The 19,685-nt window shown below is 63.0% G+C and carries 12 protein-coding genes; 6 read left to right on the forward strand and 6 right to left on the reverse strand.

Annotation, left to right across the window (positions count from 1 at the left end; all coding sequences use genetic code 11):
• Positions 1-24: 24 nt before the first annotated feature.
• The 5 genes from crtI to AArcCO_RS03965 all read left to right on the forward strand — a co-directional run bounded on the left by crtI (position 25) and on the right by AArcCO_RS03965 (position 4,597).
• Positions 25-1,533 carry a bifunctional phytoene desaturase/3,4-desaturase gene (gene crtI / locus AArcCO_RS03950; RefSeq protein WP_259535144.1) on the forward strand — a complete coding sequence of 503 codons (1,509 nt, stop codon included), beginning with the start codon at positions 25-27 and terminating at the stop codon, positions 1,531-1,533.
• Positions 1,534-1,546: 13 nt separating this feature from the next.
• Positions 1,547-2,401: a prenyltransferase gene (locus tag AArcCO_RS03955; RefSeq protein WP_259535145.1), complete on the forward strand. Its 855-nt coding sequence runs from the start codon at positions 1,547-1,549 to the stop codon at positions 2,399-2,401.
• Positions 2,398-3,279, forward strand: a complete 882-nt coding sequence (cruF, locus tag AArcCO_RS03960) for a bisanhydrobacterioruberin hydratase (protein WP_303650967.1) — start codon at positions 2,398-2,400, stop codon at positions 3,277-3,279. Before AArcCO_RS03955 ends, cruF begins: the two co-directional genes overlap by 4 nt.
• A 73-nt stretch (positions 3,280-3,352) precedes the next feature.
• Positions 3,353-3,484: an HVO_2523 family zinc finger protein gene (locus AArcCO_RS15860; RefSeq protein WP_303650968.1), complete on the forward strand. Its 132-nt coding sequence runs from the start codon at positions 3,353-3,355 to the stop codon at positions 3,482-3,484.
• Positions 3,485-3,637: 153 nt separating this feature from the next.
• Positions 3,638-4,597, forward strand: coding sequence for a phytoene/squalene synthase family protein (locus AArcCO_RS03965; protein WP_259535146.1), 960 nt, complete (start codon positions 3,638-3,640; stop codon positions 4,595-4,597).
• 36 nt (positions 4,598-4,633) lie between these two features.
• On the opposite strand, the gene AArcCO_RS03970 is transcribed toward AArcCO_RS03965, so the two are convergent.
• Complete coding sequence (locus AArcCO_RS03970) at positions 4,634-13,858, reverse strand: ribonucleotide reductase barrel domain-containing protein (RefSeq protein ID WP_259535147.1); 9,225 nt, start codon at positions 13,856-13,858, stop codon at positions 4,634-4,636.
• A 502-nt stretch (positions 13,859-14,360) separates the two neighbouring features.
• On the opposite strand from AArcCO_RS03970, the gene AArcCO_RS03975 reads away from it, so the two are divergent.
• Entirely contained in the window at positions 14,361-14,597 is a 237-nt protein-coding gene (locus tag AArcCO_RS03975; protein ID WP_259535148.1) for a DUF8029 family protein, read from the forward strand.
• 24 nt (positions 14,598-14,621) lie between these two features.
• Here the strand turns inward: AArcCO_RS03975 and AArcCO_RS03980 are convergent, their stop codons facing one another.
• The 5 genes from AArcCO_RS03980 to AArcCO_RS04000 form a co-directional block, all read right to left on the reverse strand.
• Complete coding sequence (locus tag AArcCO_RS03980) at positions 14,622-15,485, reverse strand: mechanosensitive ion channel family protein (protein ID WP_259535149.1); 864 nt, start codon at positions 15,483-15,485, stop codon at positions 14,622-14,624.
• 26 nt (positions 15,486-15,511) lie between these two features.
• A complete protein-coding gene (gene cofG / locus AArcCO_RS03985; RefSeq protein WP_259535150.1) occupies positions 15,512-16,600 on the reverse strand; it encodes a 7,8-didemethyl-8-hydroxy-5-deazariboflavin synthase subunit CofG in 1,089 nt (362 codons plus the stop codon).
• A gap of 48 nt (positions 16,601-16,648) precedes the next feature.
• Positions 16,649-17,284 (reverse strand): 2-phospho-L-lactate guanylyltransferase, encoded by a 636-nt coding sequence (cofC, locus tag AArcCO_RS03990; RefSeq protein WP_259535151.1) that lies wholly within the window; start codon positions 17,282-17,284, stop codon positions 16,649-16,651.
• A 26-nt stretch (positions 17,285-17,310) separates the two neighbouring features.
• Positions 17,311-18,489, reverse strand: a complete 1,179-nt coding sequence (locus AArcCO_RS03995; RefSeq protein WP_259535152.1) for a tubulin/FtsZ family protein — start codon at positions 18,487-18,489, stop codon at positions 17,311-17,313.
• A gap of 277 nt (positions 18,490-18,766) precedes the next feature.
• Entirely contained in the window at positions 18,767-19,666 is a 900-nt protein-coding gene (locus AArcCO_RS04000) for a complex I NDUFA9 subunit family protein (protein WP_259535153.1), read from the reverse strand.
• Between the last annotated feature and the right edge of the window lie 19 nt (positions 19,667-19,685).

Below are 19,685 nucleotides of genomic sequence, written 5' to 3' on the forward strand. Positions count from 1 at the left end.
CTCGTGTCCGACCTATCAGGATGCATGGATTCGCCTCCGGATCTCGGTTCGCTCGCCGGTGAGTCCGTCGTCGTGATCGGCGGCGGGTTCGGCGGGCTCTCGACCGCCTGTTATCTCGCCGATGCTGGCGCCGACGTGACCCTCCTCGAGAAGAACGAACAGCTCGGCGGCCGTGCGAGCAGGCTGGAAGTCGACGGGTTCGAGTTCGATATGGGCCCCTCGTGGTATCTGATGCCCGACGTGTTCGAGCGGTTCTTCGGTCACTTCGGCCGGGAGCCGTCCGAGTACTACTCGCTGTCCAGACTCGATCCACACTACCGGATCTTCTTCAAGGACGGGGACCGTGTCGATCTGGTTCCGGATCTCGAAGAGAACAGACGGCTGTTCGAGTCCTACGAGCCTGGCGCCGGCGAGGCGCTCGCTCGGTACCTCGAGACGTCGAAACGGAACTACGAGCTCGGAATGCGGGAGTTCGTCTACGAGGACCGCCCTCGTCTCAGGGATTACGTCGATCTCGAGGTGCTGCGACACTCTCGGCACCTTTCGCTTCTGGGAACGATGCAGGGCCACGTCGAGGAGTACTTCTCGCACCCGAAGCTCCAGCAGATCATGCAGTACACGCTGGTGTTCCTGGGCGGATCGCCGCACAACACGCCCGCGCTGTACAATCTCATGAGTCACGTCGACTTCAACATGGGCGTCTACTACCCGGACGGCGGAATCGGCGCCGTCGTCGACGGGATCGTCGAGCTCGGGGACGAACTCGGCGTCGCGTTTCACACTGGCCAGCCGGTCCGAAAGATCGCCGGCAGACGCGGCGGGTTCGCAGTCAGAACCGAAGCAGACGGGGAGTTCCTCGCGGATCTGGTGGTTTCCGACGCCGACTACGCCCACACCGAACAGGAGCTGCTCCCCCCAAAAAAGCGGCAGTATCCCGCCGAGTACTGGGAGAGCCGGACGTACGCACCGTCGGCGTATCTCGTATATCTGGGGGTCGAAGGCGACGTCGAACCGCTCGCGCACCACACGCTGGTGCTTCCGACCGACTGGGACGACCACTTCGAGGAGATCTTCGAGGAACCCGCTTGGCCCGAGAACCCGGCGTACTACCTGTGTGTCCCCTCCGAAACCGACGACTCGGTCTCCCCGGACGGGCACAGCAACCTGTTTGCGCTGGTACCGATCGCGCCCGGGCTCGAGGACACGCCCGAGCGCCGGGCGGCGTTTCGAGAACAGTTGTTCGACGATATCGAGGCGAACACGGGCGTCGATCTCCGGGATCGGATCGTCGTAGAGGAGACCTTCTGTGTGGACGACTTCGCCGACCGATACAACGCGTACGCCGGCTCCGCGCTCGGACTCGCACATACGCTGTCACAGACGGCGCTGCTTCGCCCGAACCGAACGTCGACTGCGGTTGACGGGCTCTACTTTACGGGATCGTACACCACTCCCGGAATCGGCGTCCCGATGTGTCTCATCAGCGGCCAGCTGACTGCAGAACGGATGGCGGAGACGAGTGGGGAGAACTGACGAGCGATCGATCATGGGCTGGGATCGACTGTCGTATCTCATCACGCTGTCTCGCCCCCGGTTCTGGCTGTATCTCGCCGGCCCGGTGGTCGTCGCCGTCGCGTTCGGAGCGACTACTGTCTCGGAGCTTTTCACAGTCGAAACGGTTCTGCTCGCGGTGTACTTCCTCGTCCCGGCGAACGTGCTCCTCTACGGCGTAAACGACGTCTTCGACGCCGAGATCGACGCTGTCAACCCCAAAAAGGAGGCTCGGGAGGCCCGGTGGACGGGCGACTGGTTCGTTCTCCTCGTGGTGATCGCGTCCGGCCTCCTCGGGGTCGGCCTCTTTGCGATCACCCCGACGGGTGCCTGGCCATGGCTCGCTGGGTTCTTCCTGCTCGCGGTGGGGTACAGCGTACCCCCGGCCCGGTTCAAAACCACGCCGTTTCTGGATTCACTCTCCAACGGGCTGTACGTTCTCCCGGGGATCGCCGCCTACGTGACCGTCGCCGGGGGACAGCCGCCGGTGGCGGGGGTCGTCGGCGCGTGGCTGTGGACGATGGGGATGCACACGTTCTCGGCGATCCCCGACATCGAACCCGACCGCGCGGCGGGAATCCAGACGACGGCGACTGTCCTCGGCGAAACGCGGACGTTCGGCTACTGTGGCGGCGTCTGGCTGCTGTCCGCGGTCGGGTTCGGTCTCGTCGACCTCCGTCTCGGTGCGCTTCTGCTGGTGTATCCCGCGGCGGTGCTTGTCGTCTATCGCTCCGACGTTGACGTCGCCCGAGCATACTGGTGGTATCCGACACTCAACACGCTCGTCGGCACCGTTCTAACGCTCGGGGCGCTGTGGCGGATCGTTCCGCTCACGGAGGTGATCGCGTGAGCGGACGTACCGTCCCCGAATGGGTCTCTATCGGAGCGGTCCGCGACCGACTGCCGAACACGCGACGGGAGTTCGAACGGGCACTCGACCGCACGGTCGACGAGAACCGATTCACGATCGCGGTCCTCTTCCCGACGGTCGGCGGGCTGCTCCTGGTCGCCAGTGCGGAGGGGCTGCTTCCGGAACCTCTCGCCTTCAACCCCTGGTTACTCCTGGTCGGCGTCGCAGTGATGCGGTCGCCGCTCGTGGCCGGCGTGGCACCTCTGGTCGACCGGCGGGCCGGTGCGTGGCTCGGGTTGCTCGTCGCGTACACCTATGTGATCGAACACGTCGGTGTCCGGACGGGCTGGCCGTACGGCCACTTCGAGTACGGAATCAGCCTCGGCCCGATGGTGGGGGGCGTTCCCCTCGCGTTGCCGCTGTTTTTCATTCCCCTCGTGGCGAACGCGTACCTGCTTTGCCTACTTTTGCTGGGGTCGCGGGCGAACTCGACCCCGATCCGGCTCGCGACCGTCATCGGGTTCGTCATCGCGATGGACGCCGTCCTCGATCCCGGTGCAGTCGCACTCGGATTCTGGGAGTACGACGGCGGTGGGATCTTCTATGAAGTCCCACTGTCGAACTACGCAGGATGGGTGCTGTCTGCGACGGTCGCGGTCGTCTCGCTCGATCGGGCGTTCGACCGTACTGGATTGCGTTCGCGCCTTCGTTCGACGCCGTTCATGCTCGACGACATGGTGAGTTTCGTGATCCTGTGGGGCGGCATCAACGTCTGGTTTGGCAACCCGATCCCCGCGCTGCTTGCGGCGGCGATGGCTGCGGGTCTGATCGCGACTGATCGCTTCGACTCGGAACTGCTGTGGCCGTGGCGCGACTGACGGACTTCGTGTGTCACCACGACCGGTGTCTCGGCGCGAAAACGTCTTGTCCGTGCTCTCCCCTGTGTAATTCGTGACAGCGAACCCGACTGGTGGCGGCCGACCGTGCCCGCTCTGTGGCCGCCCCATGGCCCGTCGCCACTGCAAGTATGTCTGTCCCAGTCACGGCGTCGTCTACGACTGTTCGGATACGTTCTGGTACTGACATACTCCCGCCGAACGACGGGTATTTATGTTATCTCTGTGGTCTGTGGATCCGGGTTCGCACGAACTGTTATATGATTGGCACCCCTACTACGAAGGTGTAAAATGCGCCCCCGGAATAACACCTCGATAGCGACCCTGCCCGCCTCCAGAGATGATCGATGACGAACAGATCGCCCGAAGCAAGGCGATCCAACAGCGGACCGGGAAGACGTTTCACGTCGCCACGCGACTCCTTCCCGAGCGCGTCCGCGAGGCGACGTACGTTCTGTATGCGTTCTTTCGTGTTGCAGACGAAGTCGTCGACGATCCCGGTGGCAAGGGGCCCGCCGAACAGCGGGCGGAGCTCGAGCGGATCCGTCGGGCTGCACTCGGGGAGGAGTCGACGGACGATCCCGTCCTGTCGGCGTTTTCGGAGCTTCGCGTCGAGTACGGGATCGACGACCGGGACGTGAACGTCTTCGTCGACGCGATGGTAGCCGACATCGACACCTCCAGATACGAGACCTACGAGGAGCTGGAGGTGTACATGGACGGCTCCGCCGCCGCGGTCGGCCGGATGATGACCGCCGTAATGGATCCAGACTCGCCGGAAGATGCGCTCTCTCACGCGACTGCGCTGGGGGAAGCGTTTCAGCTCACGAACTTCCTCCGGGACGTTCGGGAGGACGTACTCGAGCGCGATCGGATCTACCTCCCGAAGTCGACGCTTTCCGACCACGGAGTCACCGAAGAGCAGATCGAACGCCTCCGGATGGACGAGGGGTTCGCTGCGGCGATGCGGACGGAGCTCGCCCGCGCGGAACGCCTCTACCGGGACGGTGTCGCCGGGATCAAGTATTTGCCGAAGGATTGCCAACTGGCAGTCCTGCTCGCTGCGGTACTGTACGCCGACCACCACCGACTCATCCGCAAGCGGAACTACGACGTCCTCTCGGAGACGCCCCAACTGTCGCTTTCCCGAAAACTGTATCTGCTGGCGAAAACCCGCTGGAAGTGGTCCTGGAACAAGGATCCGGAAGCCGTCTTTCGCGACGTCGCCGCGGGATTCGGGGAAGAACGGCCGAGTCCCGGACGCGGGCCGCACGATCCGCCGGCCGTGGGAACGGATTAACCGCCTTCACCGCCCGAAGGGAGTACTGGCGTTATCTCAACACTCCGACCAGCCACAGGACTCGCAGGTCTTACAGCCCTCCGAGTAGTACAGCGACATCGAGCCACACTCGGGACACTCGGGCGACTCTCCGGCGTCGATGAGCGCCTGGGTCGCGTCGACGCCGTCGTCCCTCCCGGCATCGGTACCGGCCCCGTTCTCGGCGAGTGAAGAGCCCCCGTCGGTTTCCTCGTCGCTGTCGACGTCGTGGACGTCGTTGTCGCCGACGGCCGCGGACATCCCGCCGGCGGCCTCTTCGAGACGCTGTTGCTGTGGGTAGCCCTTTTCGATTTCGTCGTCCAGGTACCGCCGCATCGCGGTGCCGATCGCGTCCGGGATGGACTGTATCTGTTCGCCTTTGTCCCAGGCGACTTTCGGCGACCGGGTCCCCTGGAGTTCGTCGACGATCTCGTGGGGGTCGACGCCCGACCGCAGCGCCGTCGAGATCACCTTCGCCAGCGCCTCCGTAAAGGAGTTGGTGAACCCGCCCGAGTGGCCGATGTTCGCGAACAGCTCGAACGGTTCGCCGTTCTCGTCCTCGTTGACGGTCACGTACATCTTCCCGTAGCCGGTGTCGATCCGCTGGGTGACACCGGTGAGCGAGTCGGGTCGGGCCCGACGCTCGGTGTACTTGGACCCGTCGTCGACCGACTCCAGCAACGCTTCGATCTCCGCGTCGAGCGCCTCCCGGACGTCGTCGTTCTCGAGGAACGACTCGAGCCCGCCGAACACCTCCTGGATCTGCTCGGTGATCGCCTCGGCGGCCTCGCTCTCGTCGGCGAAGTCGGTGTTCTTCGCCCGCGTGGTCAACACCTGCTTCGAGCGAGTGCCGTCCCGGTAGACTGTGACGCCCTTTCCGCCGTGATCGTAGATGTACCGGTACACCTCGTCCATGTCCTCGACGGTCGCCTCGTTCGGGAAGTTGCAGGTCTTGGAGATCGCAGAGTCGACACCTTCCTGACAGGCACACTGCACCGAGGCATGTTGCTTTCCAGATAGGTCTTCGGTGATGACGAACAGCTCTCCGATGGAGTCTGGCACCGTCGACAGCCCTTCGACGCCGTCAAACTCGTTTGCGGCCATCTGCTCTTGTGCCTCCTTTTTCACCGATGAGACGTCGATATCGTTTGCCTCGAGCACCCTAAGGAAGTAGTCGTCGAACTCGACGAGCATCTCGTCTCCCTGCACGTCGTCGGTGACGTTTTTGTAGTACGCGACGTTATATATCGGCTCGCAGCCACCTGTCGTATTTCCGAGCATCGAGGTGGTGTTGTGGGTGACGAACCCGTTCGCGACGTAGGTGTTGTTCGACGGGACGCTGATGTCCTTGGTGTAGGCCTTCTCCTCGGAGACGGTCTCGACGGTCGCCGCGTAGAAGTCCGTGAGACACCGTCCGTCCAGGTGTACCGTCTCGCCCGTCTCGGCTTCTACGTCCCGCACCAGCTTCCGAGAGACAGAACCGTTCCTCGGCGACTGGTTGACCCGGTGTTTCACCGAGCTGCTCACCGCGTCGTAGCCGTCGACGTCCCGCAGCGCCTCGACGATCGCCGGCGGATACGTGTCGTTCTTGTACGACTGGGCCGTGAGTTCGATCTCGGTCGACTTCGTGACGAAGCCGACCTCCTCGAGGAACCGCTTGTCCTCGCGCCTGTTCGCTCCCCGCAGACAGTGGCGCGGGTGGTCGCCGTAGTGGTCCTCCCTGGCGTCCATCTCCAGAACGTCGCGGACGAACACGACGCCGAGCGAGAGCAGGAGCGTCTGGACCTGATCCGCCAGCGTCTCCGAGACGGTCGAAAGCTCGACCTTCCGCGAGGCGGTCCCGTCGGCCTCGAACAGCCCGCGGAGGAACGCCTTCGCGACCGCTTCGTCGCTCGCGAGCACCTCCTCGGGGACGAACGCGCTTGCGGCACCCTCGCCGGTGTTCCCGTCGGCCTTCTTCCAGCCGTTGTCTTCGAAGTACCGCGGGAGGTGACGACCGCCGAAGACGAGCACGTGTCGCGTGTCCCGGTCCTCCACTGTTGGCTCGACGCCGAACAGGGATTCTCCGAGTTCACGGAGGTACGTGTCCAGCTCCTCGGCGTCGGACTCGACGACGAGCTTGATCCCGACGTCGTCGTGGACGTAGCCGTCGCCCATGAAGTACCCGAGGAACTCTGCGAGTTCGGGCGTCATCTCTTCCGGGAGTGTCAGGTTCTCGTCGGAGTTCCAGTGGCGGTTCCCCTTCTCGCTGGTATCCAGTGACGTCCGCGGGCCGTTCTGGAACGTTCCCCGCTGCAGCATGACGGTGTCGCCCGGCTCGAAGTCGTCGGCCTCCTTCCAGGCGTACTCGCCGTCGTCCGTGAGCGTCCGGAACCGGTGGTTCGGGGTGGCGGCGACGCTGAAGCCGCCCTCGGTTTCGATCCGGCGCACGTCGGCGAAGCCGTTGTCGTACACGGCGGTCGCGGTCTTCGTCCCGCCGTCGGTCGAGACGCCGACCTCGATCTCGTCCCACTGCTCGAACTCGGCGGTCGTCTCGTCGAGGTTCTTGATCGGCTGCAGCCCCTCGTCGGTCGAGATCAGCGAGTCCTCGTCGACGCAGCCGGTCGGTGCGATAGTCGTGGTGTTGTGGTTCCGGATCGGGAACCCGTCTTCCCACTCGTCGGCGTCGAGTCCGGTGTGGTGCTCGAACCACTCGGCGTACTCGGTCGGGTTCGCGTACTTCGAGTCTTCCCAGTCGGCGAATGCGCCGCGATCCTCTGCCAGCTCGTGGGACGTCCACTTCGAGGTGTGGTTGATGTGGGTCATGAGCTGGCGGGCGATCTCGTTGCCGGTCTCGGAGCCGTACCGGACGCCCAGCTGGACGTACAGCTGCGCCAGCCCCATGATCCCGAGGCCGATCTTGCGCATCTCCCGGACCTTCTGTTCGATCTTCTCGACCGGGAAGTCCGACATCGTGACGACGTTCTCGAGGAACCGAGTGCCGCGATCGATCCGGTAGTCGAACTCCTCGAAGTCGATCGCCTCCTCCAGGAACGCCTCGACCGCCTCGGCCTGGCTGTCGTACTCGTCTTCGTGCTCGGCACTCCAGGCACGCCAGTCGGGTGCGTCGAGGGCCGCAAGCGTCGAGAGGTTGATGTGACCCAGGTTGCAGGCCTCGTATTCTTCAAGCGGCTGCTCACCACAGTTATGAACTACTATCCCATTTCCGATGAACGAATGTGTGTCTGTTTCCGTTAAATCAAACACTTCTTCAGTTCCGTCTTCGAAAACGGATTCCACAGTCGCCGTATACGTTTCACTGTACGGCCCGTGCGTGTAGGAGTCGATATGTGCCTCGAGTTTCGACTGCTTGTCTTCCCGGAGGAAGCCGATTTCGTCCCGGAACCGAACGAGATTATCCTTCGAAATGACGAGATCGTGGAATCCCTGGGTTTCGTACTCTTTAGTTCCTCCATTTCCGTCAGGAAGTTCTCGTTTTCCGGAGGATTTGCGCCCCTCGTATATCGTGCTCGCGATCCCGAAGTTCAAAAGGAGTTGCTGAACTTGAGCGAGAAGGTCGACATCTACACTCGCGAGTCTGACTGTTCGGCCGTTTTCCTTGGTCCCCTGTACGCTTCCATCCGCTGTAAACAGCGACTGTAGGAAGCCACGAACCATCTCTTCGCTTCCCTTGAAAACAGCCTCTGGAACCTGTAACTTGTCGGCTTCGAGGCCGAGGTCGGCTGCGAGTTCGTAAAGACGCTCTGATCGAACCCGCTCTTCTCTTCCGGCCTCGGAACGGTGACTCTCACGGCGCTGAATCTGTGTTACGCCGACCCCGTAGTCCGCATTTCCGATGGGGTTGCGGACGATTTCGTTTACGTATCCAGCAAACTCCTCGGAGAGTTCCGTGTCTCGATCGTAGAAGTGGAGAACGGCCCGTTCTTCCGAAGATTTCATCTGGCCGTCGCCGACCAGCCAGCCGAGCACGCGTCCCTCGGCGGCGGATCCGTGCCGGCCGAATTCGCCTTTCCGGTTCTGGACGTGGACCGTGTCGCCGGCGTCCAGGTCGGCGGCCTCGACCCAGCCGTCGTCGGTCATCACGCGGTGGTCGGCGGTCAGGCGGAGTTCGTACCCCTCCTCCGTGGTGAGTTTATATACCTCTTTCTCGCCGGTCCGGTAGACGCTGCTGGCTTCCTTGACTCGATCCTCGCTGAGCCGCCCGTCGACGACGACGTCGCGAGCGACGCCCTGCTCGTACAGCTCCTCGGCCGGGATCAGCCCGCTTTCGGTGCTGATGAGCGTGTCGCCGGTGACGCACGGATTCGTGGCGAGTATGCGATGATCCGGATGGTCCTCCACGTCGAACGAATGCTCCTTGTTCACCCGCTCGAGGTAGATCACGCCGGGCTCGCCGTTCTCGTGGGCGCCCTCGACGATGTCCTGCCAGATTTCGGCCGCCGGTACCGACAGCACCTCGCCGACCTCGACGTACTCGCCGAGGCCGAACATGTCGTACAGTTCCTTCGTCTCCGGGGTCGCGACGTGGGGCTCGCCGGTTCGCGGGTTGGTGAAGGTGAACTCCTCGTCGTTGTACAGCGCTTCCATGAAGTCGTCCGTGACGCCCACGGAGATGTTGAAGTTAGAGAGGTGTCCCTCGACGGCGTTCCGGAGATGTTTGGGGACTCGGCCCTCGTCGTCGATGAGTTCCCGTGCCTCCTCGAGCGCCTCCTTGAAGGAGTTGTGCGTGTAGTCGTCCGGATCGTTCAGCCGCAGCGAGTGAGCCAGCGAGACGTCCTTGTTCTTCGCGTGGATGAACTGGATGACGTCCGGGTGAGAGACGCGCATCACCCCCATCTGCGCGCCACGGCGGGCACCTCCCTGTGCGATAGTCTCGCAGTTGTGAACGACAACGTCCTCGGCGACGTATGTGTGGGTACCCGCGACTTCGGCGTTGTAGACCGGTCCACTGTAGTGCGTCCGTTCGATCGAATCGATCGCAACGACTTCTCGACCGTTCGCCTGCTTTGTCCGATCCCGTGGAGCGAACCCGTCGGGAACCTCCTCGAAGAGGCATTCGAGTGGGGTTCCGAGTGCAGTACTCACGCTCGCACTGACCGAGTACGTCGGCTGCCGGTCCTCCGGGGTCCTATCGTGGCGAGAGAACTGGACGCCACAGCGGACTCCGACCTGGAAGACGAAGTCGACGATCTCCTCGTTGGCCAGCTTGAGCTGTACGCGCTGACTCTTTCCACGCTTTTCGAGCCGTCCGTCGCCCTCGAACAGCGTCTCCAGCACGCGTGCCTGAACGGAAACGGGTGCGTTCCAGAGGAAACGGGGGACCGACTTCTCCGACGCGCCGGTGCCGAACGTTCCTTCGATGAAACCCGCGAAGCTGGTATGTTCCGCGTGAACGTGGAGCGTGTTCCGGTCTTCGACTTCGCGGATCCGCGAGTCGACCCCGAAGGAGTTGAGCGCTTCCCGGATCTCTTCGGCCGCCGCCCGCTCGTCGTTGTTCAGCGTAAACGTTACTGTTGAAGGGATCCTCCGCTGGTAGCGGATACTTCCTTCCGCGAGATACCAGCCGGCGACCGTTGCGAAATCCTCCGTCGGGACCTCGGATTCGAACGCCGCCGGGGGCGTCCCCTTCGAGACGCCGTAATGCTCCCGGTTGATTACGACCCCTCCGTCGGTGAAGACGAGGGGGCCGGAAGCCAACCCGGTGAGATCTATCGTCCCGTCGATAGCGATGTCGTTTTCGTCGCTCCAGTGTCCCAAGACGAGATGGTCTCCTTCCTCCAGATCGCCGGCATCGATCCACTCGAATCCGTCGTCACGGACGACTTTGAACGGGTGTTCTTCGGTTACGCGAAGCGGCTTGTTGATCCGCTTCGGCGTGATTTCGACGATCTCCTCGTCGACGAATCGCTCCATCGTCTCAGTGACCGGCTGTGCGTCCCCGTTCTCGTCGATTACCAGTTGACCCTCGTCCAGTTCTTCGATCGATGTCGTCCCGCCGGGAGTGAGGATTTTCGTTTCAGGGACGAAACACATCTGGTCATAAGTCCTCATAAATGTGATAGGCCCGGAGGCGATCCCGCCGGTCGAGCCAACCGCGTCGCCGTAGGGACGGAGCTTCCAGAACGCGTATCCCATACCACCGCCGCTGTTGTGAGAGACCACCGAGCTCGCGACGTACTCGGGCTCCTCCTCGACGGTCACGTCGTAGACGACGTCGGTGCCGGCCGCCTCGACGCGTTCGACCGGGACCTCCCACGTCGAGCCGTCGATCGTTCCGAACGTCGTCCCCGCGTGATCGATCTCGGCCAGTTCCGATCGCATCTCCTCCGTTCGGCCGTCCACGAAGCCGACCAGGTCGGCGAACCGCTCGAGGCCGACCTCCCCGGTCGGACCGACGTTGTCGTAATCGCGATCCGTGGAGTCGTGCTCCCACGTCGCCGCCGGAATTCCGAGACCGACGAAGAGCTGCTGGACGTCGTCGATCAGTTCCGCGGAGGCGCTCCACAGCCGGGGATACGCTCCCTTCTGCAGGCTGCCGTCGGTGGAGTACAGCCCCCGGAGGAATCCAGCGATGACGTCGCGGTCCGCGCGCCGGACGGGCCCGGGTACGGACGCGGTCGTCGACTCGGGGTTCGCGTCGCCGAAGTTCTCGAGCCAGAAGCGCCTGATCTCGTGGCTGTGCAACACCGCGTCGTAGCAGTCGTCGGCCCACTGCCAGTCGAGCCCCTCGTCGAACAGCTCCCGGCACAGCCGGTCGGCGTGCTCGAGCGTCTCCTCGCGGCGCAGATGGAACCGAATCCCGTCCTCGTGTGTCGACCCGTCGCCGACCCACATACCCACAAGTTCGGCGAGGTCGGCGGTGAGCGTCGTCGGTTGGGTGACGGCCTTCGCCGGGCGACCGTTCGGCTCCAGCGACTGCTGCTCCCGGTACCGGGCGACCGACCGCGGCGAGAGGCGGGTCTCGGCGGCCAGTTCGCCGTCGGTGGGTGTCGAGATCGACTCCCGTACGCCGCTTTCGACGGACGCGAGTTCGACCTCCTCGCCGATGTCGGGAATCCAGCCCAGCCGAACGGAGAGCGCGTCGCCGGGCTCGATCTCGTCGATCCGGGTCCAGTCGCCGTCCACGAAGAGTTCGTGGTTCGGCGTGCCCGTGAGCTCGATTCCCGCCTCCGTGACGACCCGGAAGACGGGTGCGTCGTCGTACGCATGGGTTTCCTCGACCCGTCGCGTGCGGTGTCCTTCCCCGTCGCGTCCTCGAATCTCGTCGCCCGGCTCGACGTCCGCGATCGAGACGAGCCCCTTGTCCTCGACGAAGACGGTGGTGTCCTCGGTGAGACACTGGAACACCTCCGCCGCCTCCTTCATCGTCTGGTGGATGTCGGTGATGTCGTCCTCGGGAGAGTCGACGAAACAGGCGGAGAGCTGCTGGAGTTCGTCGCCGGCGTTCATTATTGTGGGGCTGTTGTGGCTCACGAACCCCTCGACGACGTACGTGTTCCGGCGGGGAACCTGCATGTCTTCGACCGCCATCGTACCGAGTTCCGTGATCGAGACGACCGGCTCGTAAAACTGGTCACGTTCGACGTGTTCTGCGACTGGTGACTCCCATAGTTCGGGGTACGTTTCTGCGTACGTTTCGAACAGTTCCTCGCCGATTTCCTGATGATACTCCGACGTCGGATCGATAAGGAACTGCGAGAGGTCTTTGTAGGCGTCGTGGTCGAGGTCGCTTTCTCGATACCACTCGAGGAGCCGTTCGGTCTGGTTCGGGATCTTCAGCGATGTGGCACTGTCCGCGACCGTTTCGAACCGTTTTGCGTGACTTCTCTTTCGGTCACTTATGAATCCGACCTGCTCGACGAAGCGCTTTCCACACCGGTTCTTTCGAATACTGACCCGATAGCCGTCACGTTTCTCCCGGATCGTCGAGCGGATCCCGAGTCCCAAAAGGAGTTTCTGTGCCTGTGAGGCGAGGGCTTCGCTGTGGGTATACAGCTCGATCGACCGCTCTCCGACTGTGCCGTCGGCTTCGAACAGCCCCCGCAAGAACCGTGCTACGGCTGTTCGCCCGGACCGGAGTACGGTGTCCGGAACCGTCGCAGTTTTGGAACTGTCCTTCAATAGGTCGTTCCCTTCCAGGAAATCGTACAGTTCGCGTCGACTTGCGCGTCCGATAATACACGCTGCCTCTCCGTGAGGTCCGGCAGTCGGTTCGAATCCGAAGACCTTCTCTGTCAGGGAGCTCCAGTGCTCGACGAGATCTTCGTCGGCGTCGTCGAACGCCATTCTGACCCCGCTTTCGCGGGCGGTTCCGTCTCCGATGTACAGGCCGAGCCACTCGGCGAAATCGGGTGTAACCGTCTCGGGTGTTTCGATCGAAAGCCGGTCCCGTCCCAGCGAGGGGAGACTGGCGGACGTCCCTCCGTCAGTGGCGTGTGTTTCTGTTCGGAGTACGGGCTGTTCCCCGTCGTCGTCCAGGAAGTTCCGCTGGAGGGCGATCGTGTCTCTCGGTTCGAGTTCTTTCAACTGGCGCCACGCGTACTCCCCACGTTCGTCGATTACGCGGAAGTAGTGCTCCGGTGTTGCCCGTACTGTATATCCGGAATCCGTTTCGATCTCCAGAACTGGTTTCTCCCCGTTCTGATACTTCTCTTCGACGTTGGCGTTTCCATCCACGTCGTCGTACACGCGTTCCCCGGGTTCGACATCGGTGAGCGGTTTCATTCCACCGCCTGCAGCGACCAGCGAATCCGGCGGAACGCAGTTCGGAACGAAAGAAAGGTCCTCCATGATCTTCCGGAACTCTTCGGCCTTCTCCTGGACTACTGCGGCGATTTCCGGCGGGAGTTCCGGAACGATCGTCTCGTAGGCGAATTTGTTGACGTTGTAGACAGAAAGCGTGGTTTCCGCGTCGTCCTCGGAAGTGACGCCTTTTCCGAACACCTCCTCGGCGAGTTCGTCCCGCCGGGGATGGTCGGGCTTGAGCTGGTCCGGCGTCACCGTGACCTCGACGCCGCGCTTTTCGGCCTCGAACACCGCCTCGGCGAGCGCGATGTTCTCCGCGATCCGGACGAACAGTTCCTCCTGTGTTTCGATCAGTTCTCCGTCGGCATTTTTTCGGAGATATCGGGCCGGCAGGATGTTCTCGTAGGCGTTGTCGGTGAGGCGCTCTTTCAGCGTCTCGCCTTCGGTGCGTTTGATCGGCAGATCGATCTCCTCTACCGTCCGTTCGGCGTCGCTCATTGCGTCATCACTCCACGATGCGTGCGAGGCGGCTCTCGATTGCTGTGTGAATTCCCGGTATCCATGGGTTGTTCTCTCGGTGAGTGGGCCCCTTCATGTTTGCGTTTCCCGGGCCCGATGGGTCGGTACCTCTCCAGGTTCTGATCAGTTCTCCCCCCGCGACAGTTACGGCGTCGCGTACACACCACCAATACAACGGAGCGTTGCATATAACGGTATCTAGAGCGGAGTGAAAGTAGTATTAGAGACTAAAAATCGCAGTACTGAGCTGGTGTACACAGTAGAAGTGAGGGGGTTTTTCGGCTGGTCGTTCGAGAGGCAATTCACCACCGAGACGGCCGTTCCGTAACGGCTACCGCTGTCAATCACTTCCAGTTTCTCCCTTTTATATAATATCTTTTATATTAGGACGTTACCTCATCACATGGGTCCTCGTGACGCAGGTCCTGCAGGCGTCAAGCGGGCGCCCAAAGCTTATTCCCTCGTCCGCGCAACGGAGGGTATGGCACTCTCATCCGACGCGGCCGTTTTGGGGATCCTTGCGATCCTCCAGGGCGCCCCGGTTCTCCAGGCTGGACTCTTCGCGACCCCGATCGGGCAACTCCTGGTCGTGCTCGTGGGTATTGCGATAGTCATCCTGATCGGCCGGCTCGTGTTGCGGATCGCCTGGCGGCTGGTCACTATCGCCGCGGTGATCGTCGGGATCGCGCTCGTGCTCTCGATGATCGGCCTGTTGTGATCGACACGCCGTTCACTCCGCCGATCAGTCGTCGGCGCCTCTCGCCCGTTCGACGAGTTCGACGCTGCCGGTGAGCTCGCGGTGGACGTAGGGGATGTCGATCCCCTCCTCGTCGAACCGCTCTTTTACCGCCTGAACGTACTCCGAGCGAACCCGCATGAAGTCGGCGCGGTCGGGCTCTTCGATCCAGATCCGAGCCTGGAGCCCGACGTCGGAGTCGCCCAGATCCACCAGCCGAACCGACGGCGCCGGATCGGCGAGGATCTCCGGATGGTCTTTTGCAGCCTCGATGATGTAATCGGTTGCTTCGTCGATATCGTCGTCGTAGCCGATCCCGAAGACGAACTTCTGGCGGAGTGTCTCGTAGGCGACGGGGTTTTTCACTGCGTTGTTGGCGAGATCGCCGTTCGGGACGGTAATTCGTTCGTTGTCGAACGTCCGAACCCGCGAGACGCGGAGGTCGATGTCCTCGACCCGGCCGCTTTTACCGTCCCACTCGATCCAGTCGCCGACCTCGAACGGCTTGTCCTTGAGGATGAACACGCCGGCGACGAAGTTGCCCAGAAGATCCTGTGCGGCGAACCCGATCGCCAGCGCGAACGCGCCCCCGAAGACGGCGAACGCCGAGAGGAACGCGCCGTAGCCGGCGACGGTGAAGGCGACGGCGATTGCTGCGAGCCACACGACTGCGTTCGCGACGCTGGTTCCGAGGCTCTGGACCGCCTCGTCGAACCCTCGCGTCCCGAGGGCTCTCCGAACGACTGGCACGAACGCGATCTTGCCCAGCAGGAAGACGACGACGAACCCGACGACGAACGCGACGAGCCCGGTCGCGACCGCGCCGACGTCGATGGCCTCCCACACCGACTGGAGCTGCAACACTGACATGTTCCGTCACGAACGACGGTTCCTACTTAAAAGAAGGTGTTGACTTCCCGATCGTCCGCTGGGGCGAACTCGCCTGCATCGACCCGTCGGCGGATCCGTCTGCTCGACCAGCCGTCCCGGAGATATCTATCGTACACAGGGAGCCGCTCGACGAGCGGGACACCGGCGACATCGGCGATTTCGCGCAACTCCGACAGGGCGGGCCACTCGTACTCCGGATTGACGTAGTCGTCGGTCACGGGGGAGACGCCGCCGAGGTCGTCGACGCCGCAGTCGAGCAACGTGCGGGTCGGCGAGAGGTTCGGCGGCACCTGCACCGACACTGACGCCGGCAGCGCCGCACGCGCCATGGCGACGGTCCGACGCATGGTCTCTCCGTCGGGCCGTTCGAACTCCGATCGGTCGTTCGGGACGACGTTCTGGACGATCACCTCTTGAACGTGGCCGTACCGTTCGTGTAGCTCCCGAATCGCCAGTACCGACTCCGCCCGGTCCCGCGCTGTTTCCCCGATTCCAACGAGGATCCCCGTAGTGAACGGTACGCGTGCACGTCCTGCGTCCCGTATCGTTGCGAGCCGCTGTCCGGGTAGCTTTCGGCGGTTTCCCGCGTGGGCCTGCACGTCGGCGGTCGTCTCTAACATCACGCCCATCGACGCGTTCACCTCCCGGAGTCTGCAAAACGCCGACTCGTCCAGGTCGCCGGGGTTCGAGTGCGGTAACAGCCCTTCCTCTAGAGCAATTTCACACGCTCGATACAGATACTCGAGAACGTCGTCGTACCCCCATTCTGCCAACTGCTCGTGGATCCGCTCGTACCGCGCGTCGGGATCGTCGCCGAAGGTGAAAAGCGCCTCCGTACAACCGGCGTCGGCCCCTCGACGGCACTCTCTGCGGATCTCGTCCGGGCTCATGAGCGACGCCTCGCCCGGTGGATCGTAGAACGTACAGTACGTGCAGGTGTACCGGCATGCGGTTGTCAGCGGCAGGAAGACGTTCCGGGAGAACGTGAGTGCTTCGGCGCTCTCCACGTCGTCGGGCGTGACTTCGAGAAGTGCATCAACCTCCCGTCGGTCGACCGTCACGTCGACGCCGTACTCTTCGCTGCCGGGAAACACGCTGGCGTCTCCGGCGCGGACACACAAAAACCTCACTCCCGCAGGAGATCACTCCCGTCGGACGCCGACCCGTCCGTCGGTGGCGTCGAGTTCGAACCCGGCGCGTTCGAGCCACGCACGGGCGAGCCCATCCGACAGCGACAGTACCTCCACGAGATCCGCAGGCTCGTCGACGTCCGTCGACAGTCGGTGGGAATCGAACTCGCGGACGCTCGCCCCGATCCCCTGGGCGATCCGGAGGTGATCCAGATACGACGTGCCGTGGTAGTCGACGGAAAAGTCGGCGTCGCGCACGACGAGCGCGTTCGTCCCGCCGCCGCGCCCGGGTGCGATGGCGACGTCGCCGTCGACCTCGAGGAACCGGCGGAGTACGGTGGGGGTAACGAGCGGGAGGTCGCTCATCACCACGGCGATCGGGACCTCGTCCAACCTGGCGTTGACCGCATCCGTCAGCGGTCGATCGTCGACGATCGTCCGGGCGTCGGAAAGTACCGTCTGCAGTTTGTCGGTCGGATCCTCGGGCGGCGCCGTCGAGAGCACGACCGGTTCGTGTCCGGCTGCGAAAATCGCTTCGAGAACGTCACAAAGCATTGCGGAGGCGAACGCGGACCGCTCTGCAGAGGAAAGGACAGGGTCGAGTCTCGTCTTCGGTCGATCGGCTGCGAACGGAACGAGTACGTGCACGTTCCTCGAATCGGTGGCCGCGGAGGTTAGAACAGCGATTCCAGCTCGTCGGCGTCGTCGTTGATGAGACTCGAGAGGTTCTCCTCGCTTTCCTCCCGGATCTCGTCGAGGTTGTCCTGCGCCTCGATCGCCACCTGCTGGAGCTCCTTGATGCGCGGGACGTTCGTGACGCCCGACAGGAGGATGACGCTGGCGACGAAGTCGCTGCCGCGTACGGGGTAGTCACCACCCCGGACCTCCATGCTCCCGGTCTGCTCTTCGATCCACTTGCGTCCCCGTTCGATCCCTTTCCGGTTGAGGTACCGCGGCGGACCGGCCATCACGAGGAGAGCGCGCTCGGCCCCCTCGATCTCGCAGGGGAGAGTCAGGCGTCCGAGCGCCGCCTTCCGAACGAGACTCGTGATCCGGTTCGTCGTGTGCGCCGTATCGAGCTCGTCGTCGCTGTCGTCGCCCCGAAGCCGGGAGAGCAGTCCGCCCGACTCCCGCGGTTCGACGTCCTCGCTAGCGTAGCCGACCGTCGAGACTCCGCCGCCCGACAGCGTGTTGATGATCTCCGAGGAGTCGACGACGCTCTCGGCCACCTCCTGGCCTTCGGCCACTTCGCCGGCGCCAAAGAGGATGCCGAACCGGCGAACGATCTCCTCGTTGATCTGATTGTACCCCCCAGAGACCGACTCGCCGGTCTGGCGCCACGCGTCGTTGTCGAACACGAGGAGGTTGTCGACCTCGCGGACGAACGTCTGGAACGACCGTGCGGCGTTCAGCGTGTAGATCCCTCCCTCGTCGGAGCCCGGAAGGATCCCCAGTCCGTAGACGGGCTCCGTGTAGATCCGCTTGAGGTGCTTTGCGAGTACCGGAGCGCCGCCGGAACCGGTCCCCCCGCCGAGCCCGGCGACGATGAGGAACGCGTCCACCTCGTGGACGGGAATCGAGTCGATCGCTCCCTGGATCTCGTCGATGTCCTCCTCGGCGATCTCGGCGCCGAGTTCGTTGTCTGCGCCGACGCCGTGGCCCTTCACGCGGGCCTGTCCGATGAGCACCCGCTTGTCCTGTGGGACGTGTTTCAATCCCATCAGGTCCGCCTTCGCGGTGTTCACCGCGATCGCGGACCGAACGATCTCGGAGCCGTGTCTTTCGTCGTACTCGATGAACTTGTCGACGATCTTTCCCCCTGCCTGCCCGAAGCCGATCATTGCGAGCTTCATTCCTTATTCCCCGTCCTCATTGCTGGATTCAAACACGATTGCGGATATAAGCCTTGTGATGGCTGTACCCGCCGTTTCGATCCGCCGTATTGCTGACCCCGTCGTCGTCCGTTATTGGTGATCATTCGTTGTCGTTATCTTTTCCGTTCGTCCGACGGTGCGCCTTCCTGACACGTTCCGATGTCGTGCCCGGACATATTAGCGTTCGTATCAAATTATCACCCGTGATATATCCTGTGAAAGTGTGACGATCCGACGATCTGGTGTCTCTTGCCAGTCAAACCCCCAGATACTCCCGAAACGTCAGTAATTCCTCCTGGTCGACGTCGAACGCACCGATGTCGTTTTCGGCGGTCGTGTTTTCGAATTTGAGCGAGCGATACTGGTCGGGCCCCATCGGGAACCCCGGTACGACGTCGAGAACGGTCAATCCGATTCCGGCAAGTCCCATCGGGAGCGAAACGATGGTGACGTTTTTCCCCTCCGACTCGTAGACGAGATCCGTGATCTCCCGGAGCGTGAGCGGTTCGGGTCCGCCGATCTCGTACGTCTGCTCGGCGTGTTCGTCCGACTCGACGGCGTCGGCGAGCATCGGCACGAGGTCGCCGACGTAGATCGGCTGGAATCGCGTCTTCCCGCCACCGGGAAGCGGATAGACTGGAACGCCGGGCGCGAACATCTTTTTGAGCCGTTTGGTAAAGGAGACGAACTCACCTCCCTCACCGAAGATCACCGAGGGACGGAAGATCACCCACGAGAGATCCGATTTCCGAACGGCGGTTTCCGCCCGGCCCTTCGCTCGAATGTAGGCGGTGTCTCCGTCGGGATCCGCGCCGAGTGCGCTCATCTGTACGAACCGGTCGACGCCTGCCTGTTCGGCAGCCGTGACCAGGTTCTCGGTACCGCGCCGGTGGACCAGGTCGTGCATCTCGTTTCCGCCCTTCGGAACCGACAGCGGTGACAGGGACACCAGATTCACTACGACGTCCTGGTCGGCGACGGCGGGCTCGAGCGAGTCGATCGCCGTGACGTCGCCGGCGACGGCCTCGACGCCGTCTGGGAGCCGCTCCTCGTCCGGCGTCCGAGCCAGAACGGTCACCTCGTGACCGCGATCGACGAGTTCCCGACAGAGGTGAGTTCCGACAAAACCGTTTCCGCCCGCCACGAGCACTCTCATATCGTCAGTTTACGGACTC

The sequence above is a fragment of the Halalkaliarchaeum sp. AArc-CO genome, from assembly GCF_024972735.1.
Classification (GTDB): domain Archaea; phylum Halobacteriota; class Halobacteria; order Halobacteriales; family Haloferacaceae; genus Halalkaliarchaeum.